General features: G+C 63.2%; 12 protein-coding genes. 5 read left to right on the top strand and 7 right to left on the bottom strand.

Annotation, left to right across the window (positions count from 1 at the left end):
• Window positions 1-6 precede the first annotated feature (6 nt).
• Window positions 7-1,266, top strand: a complete 1,260-nt coding sequence (locus ACIQUB_RS02735; RefSeq protein ID WP_113239085.1) for a lytic murein transglycosylase — start codon at window positions 7-9, stop codon at window positions 1,264-1,266.
• A gap of 523 nt (window positions 1,267-1,789) precedes the next feature.
• Here the strand turns inward: ACIQUB_RS02735 and metF are convergent.
• From metF to ACIQUB_RS02715, 4 genes are all read right to left on the bottom strand, one after another.
• Window positions 1,790-2,689 (bottom strand): methylenetetrahydrofolate reductase [NAD(P)H], encoded by a 900-nt coding sequence (gene metF, locus ACIQUB_RS02730; protein ID WP_113239084.1) that lies wholly within the window; start codon window positions 2,687-2,689, stop codon window positions 1,790-1,792.
• A gap of 1 nt (window position 2,690) precedes the next feature.
• The gene (locus ACIQUB_RS02725; protein ID WP_047505837.1) at window positions 2,691-3,716 is read right to left on the bottom strand and encodes a metalloregulator ArsR/SmtB family transcription factor; all 1,026 of its coding nucleotides are present in this window, start codon (window positions 3,714-3,716) and stop codon (window positions 2,691-2,693) included.
• Between the two features lie 168 nt (window positions 3,717-3,884).
• Entirely contained in the window at window positions 3,885-5,534 is a 1,650-nt protein-coding gene (gene ettA / locus ACIQUB_RS02720; protein ID WP_047505839.1) for an energy-dependent translational throttle protein EttA, read from the bottom strand.
• Between the two features lie 149 nt (window positions 5,535-5,683).
• Window positions 5,684-6,418: a ribonuclease T2 family protein gene (locus ACIQUB_RS02715; RefSeq protein ID WP_113239083.1), complete on the bottom strand. Its 735-nt coding sequence runs from the start codon at window positions 6,416-6,418 to the stop codon at window positions 5,684-5,686.
• A gap of 154 nt (window positions 6,419-6,572) precedes the next feature.
• Between ACIQUB_RS02715 and ACIQUB_RS02710 the strand changes: the two genes are divergently transcribed.
• The 4 genes from ACIQUB_RS02710 to ACIQUB_RS02695 are packed head-to-tail and all read left to right on the top strand — an operon-like array spanning window position 6,573 to window position 11,377.
• The gene (locus ACIQUB_RS02710; protein WP_113239082.1) at window positions 6,573-7,511 is read left to right on the top strand and encodes an alpha/beta hydrolase; all 939 of its coding nucleotides are present in this window, start codon (window positions 6,573-6,575) and stop codon (window positions 7,509-7,511) included.
• A gap of 36 nt (window positions 7,512-7,547) precedes the next feature.
• The gene (locus tag ACIQUB_RS02705; protein WP_113239081.1) at window positions 7,548-8,507 is read left to right on the top strand and encodes a DMT family transporter; all 960 of its coding nucleotides are present in this window, start codon (window positions 7,548-7,550) and stop codon (window positions 8,505-8,507) included.
• A gap of 18 nt (window positions 8,508-8,525) precedes the next feature.
• Entirely contained in the window at window positions 8,526-9,722 is a 1,197-nt protein-coding gene (locus ACIQUB_RS02700) for a CaiB/BaiF CoA-transferase family protein (RefSeq protein ID WP_113239080.1), read from the top strand.
• On the top strand, window positions 9,719-11,377 hold the full coding sequence (locus ACIQUB_RS02695; RefSeq protein WP_402928629.1) for a thiamine pyrophosphate-binding protein: 1,659 nt from the start codon (window positions 9,719-9,721) through the stop codon (window positions 11,375-11,377). Before ACIQUB_RS02700 ends, ACIQUB_RS02695 begins: the two co-directional genes overlap by 4 nt.
• 149 nt (window positions 11,378-11,526) lie before the next feature.
• Here ACIQUB_RS02695 and ACIQUB_RS02690 read toward each other — a convergent pair whose 3' ends face one another.
• From ACIQUB_RS02690 to ACIQUB_RS02680, 3 genes are all read right to left on the bottom strand, one after another.
• Window positions 11,527-11,868 (bottom strand): RidA family protein, encoded by a 342-nt coding sequence (locus ACIQUB_RS02690; protein ID WP_113239079.1) that lies wholly within the window; start codon window positions 11,866-11,868, stop codon window positions 11,527-11,529.
• Window positions 11,869-11,944: 76 nt separating this feature from the next.
• A complete protein-coding gene (locus ACIQUB_RS02685; RefSeq protein ID WP_018897535.1) occupies window positions 11,945-12,283 on the bottom strand; it encodes a TIGR01244 family sulfur transferase in 339 nt (112 codons plus the stop codon).
• Window positions 12,284-12,379: 96 nt separating this feature from the next.
• On the bottom strand, window positions 12,380-13,219 hold the full coding sequence (locus tag ACIQUB_RS02680; protein ID WP_113239077.1) for a DUF4432 family protein: 840 nt from the start codon (window positions 13,217-13,219) through the stop codon (window positions 12,380-12,382).
• Between the last annotated feature and the right edge of the window lie 133 nt (window positions 13,220-13,352).

The raw sequence follows: 13,352 nt of genomic DNA, 5'->3' as shown, positions 1-13,352 counted from the left end.
CACTCCATGCACCGCACGCCTGCAAGCCGTTCTGCGCTCGCTCTCCTCCTTGCCGCTGGTCTGGCGACCGGCGCGGCAGCGCAAACACCGGCCCCGGCCGCACCGGCCGGTCAGGCGCCCGCGACGGCGGCAGCCCCCGCCGCTCCGGCTGTCGCATGTGACGGCGACCTCTCCACCTTCCTCGCCGGCGTCGAGGCCGAGGCGATTGCAGCCGGCGCCTCGGCAGAGGCCGCCGACAAGGCGCTCGCCGGTGCCCAGATCGACCCCAAGGTGCTGAGCCGCGACCGGGCCCAGGGCGTGTTCAAGCAGACCTTCCTCGAATTCTCGCAGCGCACCGTCAGCCAGGCCCGCCTCGATATCGGCCGCCAGAAGATGAAGCAGTTCGCCGACGTCTTTTCCCGCGCCGAACAGGAATACGGCGTGCCCCCGGGCGTCATCACCGCCTTCTGGGCGATGGAAACCGATTTCGGCGCCGTGCAGGGCGATTTCAACACCCGCAACGCGCTCGTGACGCTCGCTCATGATTGCCGCCGTCCGGAACTCTTCCGCCCGCAGCTGATCGCGCTGATCGAGATGGTCCAGCACGGCGACCTCGACCCTGAAACCAACACCGGCGCCTGGGCCGGCGAAATCGGCCAGGTGCAGATGCTGCCGCGCGATATCATCGCCTACGGCATGGACGGCGACGGCGACGGCCATGTGCGCCTGAAGCAGAGCGGCCCGGACGCCATCCTGACCGCCGCCAAGTTCATCCAGCACCTCGGCTTCCAGAAGGGCCAGCCCTGGCTGCAGGAGGTTACCATCCCGCAGGATCTGCCCTTCGAGAAGTCGGGCCTCGGCGGCACGATGACGGCGGGCGAATGGTTCGCGCTCGGCGTCAAGCCGCGCAACGGCGACGTAAGCTTCGGCACGCTGCGCGGCGATCTCGTCCTGCCGCAGGGCCGCCTCGGACCGGCCTTCATCGCCTATCCGAACTTCGGCATCTATCTCGAATGGAACAAGTCATTCATCTACACGACCTCGGCCGCCTATTTCGCGACCCGCCTCTCCGGCGCAGAGCCCTATCTCAAGGGCACGCCTGAGCAGGGCCTGACCAACGACCAGATGAAGGAACTGCAGACCAAGCTCGACACGATGGGCCACGACGTCGGCGCCATCGACGGCATCCTCGGCTCCGGCACCCGCATCGCCATCCAGAAGCAGCAGCAGCGCCTCGGCATGCCGGCCGACGGCTGGGCGACGCCCGCCCTCCTCAACGCGCTCTGAGCGCCCGCGAGAGAGCCGAAAATGACGACAAGAGCCGGGCCAAGCGCCCGGCTTTTTCGTTTTCCGATTTCGTGAGCGTTTTCAGCGGCCTGTACCGCGCCTGCAATCCGCCACAGGCATAAACGGCGGGTCGCCCTTTTTTACGCTCCGTTAAAATGTGTGAATATTTTTCCGACCGATTTTGTCGTGAAGATTCAGCGAAGTAGCTTTTGTCACCAGTGGGAGATGTGACATTTTCGCCGCATCGCAGCAAAAAAAGCGCTTTCCAACTGCCACAGTCCCGACATATTATCAGCTCGTTAACGCGAGGAGACAGACATGGGACTGACACGATCCTTGAATGTCCTTTTGATCGGTGCGGCGTTTCTTTTCGTGCTGTCGATGCTTTTCATCTGACACAGGATGCCGCTTCAAACGGACTATGCCGAAACTCCTAGATAGCGCAGAGTTCATGAAATAGAAAAAGCGCAGGCCATCGCGGTCTGCGCTTTTTCAGTTCTATAGACTGTAAACTTCGCCTTGATCAGGCGGCAGCACCCGCGCTCTTGGCCGCGTTGCGCTTGAAGCCGAGGTTCGTCAGAACGGCCGAGACCAGCGGCGAGCGGTTCATCGTATAGAGATGGAAATCACTGACACCACGACGGGCCAAATCCTCGATCTGCTCGGCGGCGACATCGGCCGCGACCTTGGCGCGCTCTTCCGGCTTGTCGTCATAGCCCTCGAAGCGCTCATCGAGAAACGCCGGGATAACAGTGCCGCAGGCGCCCGCGAAGCGCTTCAGCTGCGTCAGGTTCATGATCGGCATGATGCCGGGAACGACGGGAATGGTGATCCCTGCCGCCCGCACCTTCTCTAGGTAGCGCTCGAAATTGTCGTTGTCGAAGAAGAACTGCGTCAGCGCCCGGTTGGCGCCGTTATCGGCCTTGCGCTTCAGCATGTCGATATCGGCGGCAACATCGCGGCTCTCAGGATGCTTTTCCGGATAGGCCGAAACGGAAATCTCGAAATCGCCGAGCTCGCGCAGGCCGGCGACCAGTTCGGAAGCGTTGGCGTATCCGCCAGGATGCGGCGTGTAGGGCGCGCCGACGCCATCAGGCGTATCGCCACGCAGCGCCACGAAGTGCTTCACGCCAGCCTTGCGGAAGCTCTCGACGACGCTGTGCGTCTCTTCCTTGGTGGCGCCCACGCAGGTGAGATGCGAGGCCGTGGCAAGCGGCGTGGAGCTGATGAAGCGCGAAACGGTCGCCAGCGTCGGCGCCTTGGTCGTGCCGCCGGCGCCGTAGGTCACTGACACGAAGTCGGGGTTCCAGTCCTGCAACTCGCTGACTGTCTTCCAGAGCTGGCCCTCGGCCTCTTCCGACTTCGGCGGAAAGAACTCGAACGAGATGCCGATCCTGTTGCGCGCGTCGTGGTTCAAAGCCATGTCAGTCTCTCCCGGCAAATGTGGGTGCGGCGTGATCGCTCTCGGCGGAGGCCATCAGGCGCCTGGGGTCGCGCGCGAGCCAGATGGTGACCGTAAGCCCCTGCCCGCTCTCGTGCCCCGGATGAAGATCGACGACCTGCTCGATATCGAGCCCCGCCTTGCGCAGCCAGTCGGTCATCGACTGGTGCGAGAAGCCGAGACGCACATGCGCGTGGTCGTCACGAAGATATTCCAGCGTGTGAGGCGCCAGATCGATGATGACGAGCCGTCCGCCCGGGCGCAGCATGCGCGCCGCTTCCCCGATGGCGATTTCCGGCTGGTCGAAGAAGTGCAGGACTTGATGGATCGTCACCAGATCGAAATCCTGCGCCTCGAAAGGCAGGTTCAGGATATCGGCATGGCGTACCGAGGCCTTGGTGATGCCCGTCCGGTCGAGATTGGCGCGGGCGACGCTCAGCATGTCGCGGCTGGCATCGACGCCGATCGCGCGGCGGTAGAGCCCCGAGAGAAGCTCCAGGATGCGGCCGGTGCCGGTGCCGAGATCGAGCAGCGAATCGATCGGCTGGCTGCCGAGCAGCCGGATCACGGCTGCATCGACCTCCTCGTCGGCGGCGTGCAGGCGGCGCAGCTCGTCCCACTCGGCGGCGTTGCGGCTGAAATAGGCCTGCGCCCGTTCGGAACGCTGGCGCTTGACGGCATCGAGCCGCTCGCCATCGCGCAGGATGACAGGGTCATTCTCGGATGCATGCGCCAGAAGATTGCGCACGAAGCTCGCCGCCTTCCCTTCCTGCCGCAGCCGGAAATAGGCCCAGGCGCCTTCCTGGTAGCGATCGATGAGATCGGCTTCGCCAAGCAGCTTGAGATGGCGCGAGATACGCGGTTGGGATTGGCCGAGAATTTCGGTAAGATCGGTCACGGTCACGTCGCCGGCGGCCAGCAGCGCCAGAAGACGCAAGCGCGTCGGCTCGCCCGCCGCCCGCAGCACGTCCACCAACGCATCCAAACCTAGCCTGACGGGTTCACCCATATTCGATCCAATCAACATATAAAGATATCTTTATGTGAAATGATTTGGTCGTGCAAGCGGGATTTCGATCGGTTCACGAAATTCCCTGCGCAAATCGCGACATCTTTCCTCACAAAAAAGCCCCGGCGAACCGGGGCTTTTCTTAAAGTTTCTCTTCTGAGCGAAGGCTTATCGCGTCAGGCGCTTGTACGCCTGGCTGCCCGGGTTCAGCGCGTCGGGACCGAGGCGGCGAACCTTGTCTTCTTCGTAGTCCTCGAAGTTGCCTTCGAACCATTCGACATGGCCGTCGCCTTCAAAGGCGAGGATGTGCGTCGCAAGGCGGTCGAGGAACATGCGATCGTGGCTGATGATGATGGCGCAGCCGGCGAAGGCTTCAAGCGCGCTTTCCAGTGCACCGAGCGTTTCCGTATCGAGGTCGTTGGTCGGTTCGTCGAGCAGCAGAACGTTGCCGCCGGCCTTCAGCATCTTGGCGAGGTGAACGCGGTTGCGCTGACCACCCGAGAGATTGCCGACCTTCTGCTGCTGATCGCCGCCCTTGAAGTTGAAGGCGCCGCAATAGGCGCGCGAGTTCATGTCGAACTTGCCGAGCTTGATGACTTCGGCGCCGCCCGAGATTTCTTCCCAGACGGTCTTGTTGCCGTCGAGCGCGTCGCGGCTCTGGTCGACATAACCGAGATGAACGGTGTCACCGATGCGGATCGAGCCGGCATCCGGCTTTTCCTGGCCGGTGATCATCTTGAACAGCGTCGACTTGCCGGCGCCGTTCGGGCCGATGATGCCGACGATACCGCCCGGCGGCAGCTTGATCGTGAGATCGTTGATCAGCGTGCGGCCTTCGAAGCCCTTGTTGATGCCTTCGAGCTCGATGACCACCTGGCCGAGACGCTCGGAGACCGGGATGATGATCTGCGCATCGCCGGGCCGGATGTTTTCGGCCGCGTCGACCAGCTGTTCGTAGGCCTTGATACGAGCCTTCGACTTGGCCTGACGGGCCTTCGGGCTGGAAGCGATCCATTCCTGTTCACGCGACAGCGCCTTCTGGCGGCCGGCTTCTTCGCGGGCTTCCTGCTGCATGCGCTTGGCCTTCGCCTGCAGATAGGCGGAGTAGTTGCCTTCGTAAGGAATGCCGCGGCCGCGGTCGAGCTCGAGAATCCAGCCCGTGACGTTGTCGAGGAAGTAGCGATCGTGGGTAATCATCATCACGGCGCCAGGATAGTCGCGCAGGTGCTTTTCAAGCCAGGCGATCGTCTCGGCGTCGAGGTGGTTGGTCGGTTCGTCGAGGAGCAGCAGGTCCGGCTGCGAGAGCAACAGGCGGCAGAGCGCGATACGGCGACGCTCACCACCCGAGAGAAGCGTGACGTCGGCGTCCTTCGGCGGGCAGCGCAGCGCTTCCATCGCCATCTCGACCTGCTGCTCGAGGTCCCAGAGGTTCTGGCTGTCGATGATGTCCTGGAGCTTCGCGCCTTCATCGGCGGTCTCGTCGGAATAGTTCATCATCAGTTCGTTGTAGCGGTCGAGCACGGCCTGCTTGTCGGCCACGCCTTCCATGACGTTTTCGAAGGCGTTCTTGGCCGGATCGAGATGCGGCTCCTGCTCGAGGTAGCCGACGGTAGCACCTTCGGCGAGCCAGGCCTCACCGGTGAATTCCTTGTCCTGGCCGGCGATGATGCGCAGCACGGTCGACTTACCAGCGCCGTTCGGGCCGAGGATACCGATCTTGGCATCCGGGTAGAACGACAGGTTGACGTTTTCGAGGATCTTCTTGGCGCCGTAGGACTTGTTCAGTCCCGACATGTGGTAGATGAACTGACGTGCCATCGCTAATTCTGCTCCGGGGGAAATTGGTTTGCCGCTATGTAGGCGAATTGGCGCCCGGGAGCAACGCGCAGCACCGAAAAACACGCCGCTTTTCCATAGAACCGGACGCCGGATCGAGCATCAGCCACAGAAGCACCCGGTGCGAAGCCTCAAAAACCCGCCGCGTCGACGATCCCCTCGTTGCAGCCGAAGGAGGTCCGACCCGCGCCCTGGATGAGATCGCCGAGATCCTTGCCCTTCCCGTCCGTCGCATCGGCGGAGAGACCGATCGTCAATTCGCTGATCACGCGGCTGTTGCCGGCGCGGCGGCAGCTCATCTTCACCCGGTCGCCGGCGCCCGGGCCGAAGCTCTTGTCGAACGCCGCCTTGATCGCGTCTCCAGTCAGTGACTTGCCGATATTGGCGGCGAACAGCTCCTGGACGGCGGATCCGTTCAGGTCTTCGATCAGCCGCACGGCATCGGCGAAGTAGGCGTCGGCGCTCATGCCGGTGCAGGTGCCGTGCTTGATCCATTCATGCCGCTCGAGCGCCGATTGCGTGCCGGGCATCACCTTGTCGAGCGATGCCTTCGTCTCGGCCGAGAGTTTCACCTCCGGCAGGTCCTTCCAGTCGCCATCCTTGTCGGCGGAGCGATCAGCGTCGGAAACGCCGCAATAATCCTTGCGCATCGGCCAGAGCCCGTGCAGCGAGAAATTCTTGGCGTCGTAGCGGTCGCTGCCCTGGCTGGCGCATTCGGCCTTGCGCTGGTTGGTCTGGCAGAAGGCCGGCTGCCAGCTGGCCGCGAGAATGAAGCGCGTGCGCCCGCCGCCCTCCTGCGCAAAAGCGGAGCCGGCCATGATCGACAGCAAGAACAATGCGATGACGCGAAAGCCGAGATTGCCCATACCCATCCCCACAAGGAACAATTCATGAACATCAAAGCACGCGACGCATCGGCAGGCAAGCGGCAAAACGCGCCAAGCGAAAATCTCCGGCACAACCTATCCCGCCTGTTGCATTTGGCGGATGTTCTGGTCTTCTCCCGCCACGGAGGAAATCATGTTTGCAGATACCCGGCGCCTCGACCATGCGGGCGCTTCACTGGCCTATCACTATCAGCAGCCCGAAGGCACTGAGCGAGGCATTTTGCTGATCAGCCATGGACTGGCCGAGCACTCGAAACGCTACCAGCGCTTTGCGCAAGCGATGGCCGCACGCGGCTATCACGTCTACGCCCACGACCATCGCGGCCACGGCGAGACCACCGCGCCGGACGCGCCGATCGGCCGCTTCGCAAGGCGGGACGGTGCGAGCTACGTCATCGACGATATCGAGGCGATGCGCGACGAGGCGGCGACCGAGCATCCGGGCCTGCCGATCATTCTCTTCGGCCACTCCATGGGCGGGCTGATCGCGCTCAACGCAGCCGTCACCTACCCGCGAAAATTCGATGCCGTCGCCGTTTGGAACTCGAACTTCAATCCCGGCCTCGCCGGCCGCGCCGCGCAGGCGATCCTCTTGATCGAGCGCGCCCTGAAAGGCTCCGACGTCCCGAGCGACCTGTTGCCGAAGCTCACCTTCGGCACCTGGGCGAAATCGGTCGCCAACCGCCGCACGGATTTCGACTGGCTGTCGCGCGACCCCACTGAAGTCGACAAGTATGTGGCCGATCCGCTCTGCGGCTTCGGCGCATCCGTCTCGCTCTGGCTCGACCTCTTCGAGCTCACCTTCCGCGCGCCGCAGAAGGAACATCTCGCCCGCCTGCCGACCGAAACGCCGATCCACCTGGTCGGCGGCGGCCAGGACCCGGCGACAGAGAATGGAAAAGCCATCCTCTGGCTGTCAAACCATTTGAAAACCCACGGTTTCTCCCGTATCAGCCCTGAGATATATCAGGACATGCGCCACGAGACATTGAACGAGATCGGCGCCGACGCGCCCATATCGGCATTCGCCGATTGGTGCGATCAGGCAACCGCGCGTCCCGTGAACGGCTGATCCCGCTCCCCTACCCCAAAATCAGAGAATTCCGTCATGAGCAGCAACGCGGCACCCGGCACCAGCAACACCCCATCGGAAGTGATGTTGGGACTGATCCTGATGTTCGTCTCGGTGCTACTGTCGCCCATCATCGACATTTTCTCCAAGCTTGCCATCACTACGGTCCCGTCCGCCCAGATCACCGCGGCGCGCTTCGGCGTGCAGGCGCTGTGCATGCTGCCCATTGTGCTCTGGCGTCACAACCTCACCGACATCACCTGGAAGCAGAGCTTCTTCCACGCCATCCGCGGCGCCATCATCACCGTCTCGATGATCTCCTTCGTCACCACGCTGAAATACATGGCGGTCGCCGATGCCATCGCCATCTTCTTCGTCGAGCCGATCATCCTGACGATCCTGAGCAGCATCTTCCTCAAGGAAAAGATCGGCTGGCGGCGTTATACAGCCTGCGGCGTCGGCTTCTTCGGGGCAATCCTCATCATCCAGCCGAGCTTCCAGGAAGTCGGCTATGTCGCGCTGCTGCCCGTCGTCAGCGCGGTCTGCATCGCCATCTCCGCCATGATGAACCGGGCGCTGGCGCAGCGTGAGGACCCGTGGGTCATGCAGTTCCACATGGGTCTTTGGGGCCTGCTGATCTGCGCCATCCTGCTCTATCTCGGCCAGGGCAGCGGCTCCGACGTGCTCGATCCCGTGATCCCGGACACCCGTGCCTGGCTCTATCTGCTGGGCGTCGGCGTCTCGGCCGCGATCGCCGGCATCTTCGGCGTCTATGCCTATCGCTCGGCGCCCGCCTCGACGCTGGCCCCACTGCAGTATTTCGAGATCGTCTCGGCCACCGCCTTCGCCTGGCTGGTTTTCGGCGATTTCCCGGATGCGCTGAAATGGCTGGGCATATTCATCATCATGGGCTCCGGCTTCTATATCATCTGGCGCGAGCGGCGCTTTGCATCCAAGCCCGTATCCGATACATCTGAGGAGACGCGGGCACCCTGATCTGATCGTGGGAGGAACATGACGCAGACCCAGCCAAACAAAGCGCCGCTCGCAGGCATTCGTGTCATCGAGCTCGCACGCGTGCTCGCCGGCCCCTGGGCGGGGCAGATGCTGGCCGATCTCGGCGCAGACGTGATCAAGGTCGAAAACCCCGATGGCGGCGACGATACGAGGCACTGGGGTCCCCCCTTCGTCGAGGGTGCCGATGGCGAAAACCTCTCGGCCGCCTATTACCACGCCGCCAATCGCGGCAAGCGCTCGATAACGGCCGATCTTCGCAGCGAAGAGGGCCAGGCGCTGGTCCGCCGGCTGGTCGCCACCGCCGATGTCGTCATCGAAAACTTCAAGCTCGGCGGCCTAGTCAAATACGGGCTCGATTACGAGAGCCTGCGCGAGATCAATCCGAAGCTCGTCTATTGCTCGATCACCGGCTTCGGCCAGACGGGGCCGTATGCAGGCCTCGCCGGCTACGATTACATCGTCCAGGGCATGTCCGGCTTCATGTCGATCACTGGCGAGCCCGACGGACAGCCGATGAAGGCGGGCGTCGCCATCGCCGATATCTTCACCGGCATCTACGCGGTCTCGGCGATCGAGGCAGCCCTCATCCACGCGCTGAAGACGGGCGAAGGCCAGCTGATCGACATGGCGCTGCTCGACGTCCAGTCGGCCGTGCTCGCCAATCAGAACATGAACTACCTCATATCCGGCCGCCCGCCGACGCGCCTCGGCAACGCCCACCCCAACATCTCGCCCTACGAGGTCGTCCCCACCGCAGACGGCTACCTCATCCTCGCCATCGGCAATGACGGCCAGTTCCGCCGGCTCTGCGGCATTCTCGATCTTCCTGGCATCGCCGACGACGAACGCTTCGCCACCAACAAGGCCCGCGTCGCCAATCGCGACGAGGTGAGACGGCTGGTCTCGACCGAGACGCTGAAGTGGGCGAAGGCCGATCTTCTTTCCGCCTGCGAGGCGAACGCCGTGCCGTCAGGCGCGATCAACACCATCGAGGACATGTTCAACGATCCGCAGATTATCGCGCGCGGCTTGCGCGTTGATCTCGAGGATAGCGCCGGCACCGTCATTCCCGGTGTTCGCACACCGGTTGTCCTCTCGCGGACGCCGCTCAGCTATGAAAGGCCCAGTCCGAGACTGGGAGAGCACCAGGAGGAGGTGCTCGCGGAACTCATCCAATGGGAGGGGAACAAATGAAACGGACAGGCGGAGAACTGATCGTCGAGGCATTGAAGGCAAATGGGGTGAAACGCCTCTCCTGCGTTCCCGGCGAGAGTTTCCTCGCCGTCCTCGACGCGCTTTACGACAGCGACATCGAGGTCATCGTCTGCCGCCAGGAGGGTGGCGCCGCGATGATGGCCGATACCTGGGGCCGCCTCACCGGCGAGCCCGGCATCTGCATGGTCACCCGCGGCCCCGGCGCCACCAACGCAACCGCGGGACTGCACATCGCCAAACAGGATTCGATCCCGATGATCCTCTTCATCGGCCAAGTCCAGCGCGACGCCCGCGAACGCGAAGCCTTCCAGGAGGTCGAGTTCCGCCGGGCGCTGACCGAATACGCCAAGTGGGTGGGCGAGATCGACGACGCAGCCCGCATCCCCGAATTCGTCACCCGCGCCTTCGCGCTCGCCACTTCCGGCCGCCCCGGCCCCGTCGTGTTGTCGCTGCCAGAGGACATGCTGCGCGACATGGTCGAGGCGCCCCGCGCCAGGCGCTATTCCCGTGTCGAAGCGCACCCCGGCCGCAGCCAGGTCGACGACTTCTATCTTCGCCTGCTGAAGGCCGAACGCCCCATGGTGATCCTCGGCGGCTCGCGCTGGGATGCCGATGCGGTGGCCGACTTCAGAACCTTCGCGGAGCGCTTCAAGCTGCCGGTCGGCTGCTCCTTCCGCCGCCAGATGCTGTTCGATCATCTGCATCCCGGCTATGCCGGCGATATCGGCGTCGGCATCAATCCCGAGCTGGCGCGGGAGATCAAGGAGAGCGATCTGCTGATCCTGCTCGGCTGCCGCATGTCGGAGATGCCGTCTTCGGGCTATACGCTGATCGATATCCCCTACCCGCAGCAGCAACTCGTCCACATCCATCCCGACCCGTCCGAACTCGGCCGTGTCTATCGCCCGGATCTCGCCATCGCGGCGAGCCCGCAGGACTTCGTCGCAGCACTTGCCGATCTCGAAGCCCCCACGCAAGCGCGGTGGGCCGACCGCACCGAGCGCATGCATCAAGCCTATCTCGCATGGTCGACACCGCCGCAGACTGGACCGGGCGACGTCCACATGGGCCCGATCATGGCGTGGATCGAAGAGAACACGCGGCCGGACACGATCTTCACCAACGGCGCCGGCAATTATGCGACTTGGCAGCACCGCTATCACCGCTTCCGGCAGTTCAACACGCAGGCGGCCCCGACATCGGGCTCCATGGGCTACAGCGTCCCCTCAGCCGTTGCCGCCAAGGCGCTGTTTCCGGATCGTGAAGTCATCTGCTTTGCCGGCGACGGCTGCTTTCTCATGCATGGCCAGGAATTCGCCACCGCCATCCGCTACAAGCTGCCGTTCATCACGCTTCTGATCAACAACGGCATGTACGGCACGATCCGCATGCATCAGGAGCGCGAATATCCCGGCCGCGTCAGCGGCACCGGCCTCACCAATCCCGATTTCGCGGCCCTTGCCCGCGCCTATGGCGGCCATGGCGAGACGGTGGAAAAGACCGAGGACTTCGCCCCCGCCTTCGAACGCGCCCGCGAAAGTGGCCTGCCCGCTATCATCGATATCAAGCTCGACCCGGAGGCGATCACGCCGACGCGCACGCTCTCGGAAATCGCGCAAACAAAAAGCCGGTGAGGAGCTGAACTCCTCACCGGCCTATCAAATCGCGATGGCGACGATCTCAAAGCGTGTCGCGATCCTCCGGATTCGCTTGTCACGCTTTGAGCTTCTTTTCATCGCATGTCGGTGCCGCAAAACCGCTGCACACTTTTGCGCGACATGCTTTAGATCGCAGCCGTGACGATGAACTCGACCTTGTACTTCGGAGCGGCCAGCTTGGCTTCGCTGGTAGCGCGGGCCGGCGTGTTGGCCGGGTCGACCCAGGCTTCCCAAGCAGCGTTCATTTCAGCGAAGTCCGAGATGTCGGAGAGGTAGATCAGCGTCTGCAGGATCCTCGACTTGTCGGAGCCGGCAGCGGCCAGCAGGCGATCGACTTCGGCAAGCGCGTCCTTGCACTGGTCGGTCACGGTTGCGCCTTCGCCAACCTGGCCGGCGAGGTAAACGGTGTTGCCGTGGATGACCGCGCCGCTCATGCGGGCGCCAACGTCGATACGCTTGATGCTCATGGTATTCTCCTTGTCATGATATGAAAGAGGCGCCGCACGCAAGCGCAGCGCCGGACTTTACAGCCCGCGCCTTGGATCAGGTGCGGATGTGATGGGTCTTCTGGTAGATCGCCGTCGAGCGTGCGCCGGAGCGGCAGTAGCCGAGCATCGGGCGCGGGAATTCGTCGAGCGCGTCGACCATGCCGGCGACAGCCTCTTCCGTCACGCCCATGGGGCCGACGGGAACGTGGGCGATCTCGAGACCGAGCTCCTTGGCCCGCGCGGCGATATCGGCGAACGGCGTCTGGTCCATGCTTTCCTGGTCCGGACGATGGCAGACGATGGACTTGAAGCCCATGGCCTTGATCTCGTCGAGCTCATCGACCGTGATCTGGCCGGAAACCGAATATTCGTCGTCGATCTGGCGGATGTCCATCGCAAATACTCCTGAAATTATGGGCTGAATGACTACGCCGCCCGATCAATGCCGTCAACCGCACAACACGGTTGAATCGGCCTGTTGAATTGCCTGTCAAACGAAAGCAAAGCTGAGCCCGTACTCGCGGCTTTCGCCGGGCTTGAGCATGTTGAATTCGCCCGCTTCCTGAAGCTCCGCGCGCGGCACCCAACGGTGCGAGACCGGCTCGATGCCAAGCACATCGGCCGGCGCTGTCTGGTTGCGCCAGACCTGCAGATGCGGCAGCGTATCGGCCTTCACCCGCACCCGCAGCGTCTTGCCGCCGACTGCGGCAATCGGCCCAAGCCGCACTTCCGCGAGACCATCGCGCGTCGCCGGCGCTTCCACGCAGAAGATATCGCCGCCATCCTTGCCGAAACGCCAGGGGAAGCCGCCATTCTCAAGCATCGCGCCTTCGAGCCGCGTGCCCTCGTCGAACCATTTGCCGCCGATGTTCATATGATACATCAGAAACGTCGGCACGGTCCGGTCGCTGGTGTTGACCACCTTGTCCTTCAGATGCGCCTCGCCGGTCTTGCCGTCGATGAACCAATGGCGCTCGATCCGGGCAGGCAGCCCCTCGACGGTGACGACATCGATATCGGCGCGGCATTCCGCATTGCCGTTTTCGAACTTGGTCCAGAGCACCTTGGCGGCATGGCCGGCGGCTGAGCCGTGCAGCGGAAACACCTTGCCGTCGGACCGGCCGGGGATCGGTTCGCGATGGCGGATGTGATCAGGCCCGCAGGTAAACAGGAAACCCTGCACCGAATGCGAGATGCGCGCGTCGCCGTCATCGGGAACGGCCTCCTTCGGCGCGATATCGATGCCCTCGACCACGCAGCCGCCGATATCCATCAGCGACGTCTCGTCCAGCATCAGCTTCGGCCCGGTCGCTGCGGCGAATTCCATCATGATCCCATCTCCCCCTCAAAATGAACTTCCGTAGGGTTAGGCGGCACCCGCTGTTTCGTCAATCCAAGGTGTCGCCACCGCCAACGAGATTTTGATTGGAACCAGCTGGCCCCCTCAAATGTTTATGAGTAAA

The organism is Rhizobium sp. NPDC090275 (genome assembly GCF_044772225.1).
Taxonomy (GTDB): domain Bacteria; phylum Pseudomonadota; class Alphaproteobacteria; order Rhizobiales; family Rhizobiaceae; genus Rhizobium.
The sequence above is the reverse complement of the archived record's forward strand: the minus strand, read 5'-3'. Positions and strand labels throughout refer to the sequence as shown.

Bases quoted from the DNA above. Each gene is read 5' to 3' on its own strand.
- ACIQUB_RS02735 (WP_113239085.1), top strand. From the start codon at position 7: ATGCACCGCACGCCTGCAAGCCGTTCTGCGCTCGCTCTCCTCCTTGCC.
- metF (WP_113239084.1), bottom strand. From the start codon at position 2,689: ATGGCTTTGAACCACGACGCGCGCAACAGGATCGGCATCTCGTTCGAG.
- ACIQUB_RS02725 (WP_047505837.1), bottom strand. From the start codon at position 3,716: ATGGGTGAACCCGTCAGGCTAGGTTTGGATGCGTTGGTGGACGTGCTG.
- ettA (WP_047505839.1), bottom strand. From the start codon at position 5,534: ATGGCACGTCAGTTCATCTACCACATGTCGGGACTGAACAAGTCCTAC.
- ACIQUB_RS02715 (WP_113239083.1), bottom strand. From the start codon at position 6,418: ATGGGCAATCTCGGCTTTCGCGTCATCGCATTGTTCTTGCTGTCGATC.
- ACIQUB_RS02710 (WP_113239082.1), top strand. From the start codon at position 6,573: ATGTTTGCAGATACCCGGCGCCTCGACCATGCGGGCGCTTCACTGGCC.
- ACIQUB_RS02705 (WP_113239081.1), top strand. From the start codon at position 7,548: ATGAGCAGCAACGCGGCACCCGGCACCAGCAACACCCCATCGGAAGTG.
- ACIQUB_RS02700 (WP_113239080.1), top strand. From the start codon at position 8,526: ATGACGCAGACCCAGCCAAACAAAGCGCCGCTCGCAGGCATTCGTGTC.
- ACIQUB_RS02695 (WP_402928629.1), top strand. From the start codon at position 9,719: ATGAAACGGACAGGCGGAGAACTGATCGTCGAGGCATTGAAGGCAAAT.
- ACIQUB_RS02690 (WP_113239079.1), bottom strand. From the start codon at position 11,868: ATGAGCATCAAGCGTATCGACGTTGGCGCCCGCATGAGCGGCGCGGTC.
- ACIQUB_RS02685 (WP_018897535.1), bottom strand. From the start codon at position 12,283: ATGGACATCCGCCAGATCGACGACGAATATTCGGTTTCCGGCCAGATC.
- ACIQUB_RS02680 (WP_113239077.1), bottom strand. From the start codon at position 13,219: ATGATGGAATTCGCCGCAGCGACCGGGCCGAAGCTGATGCTGGACGAG.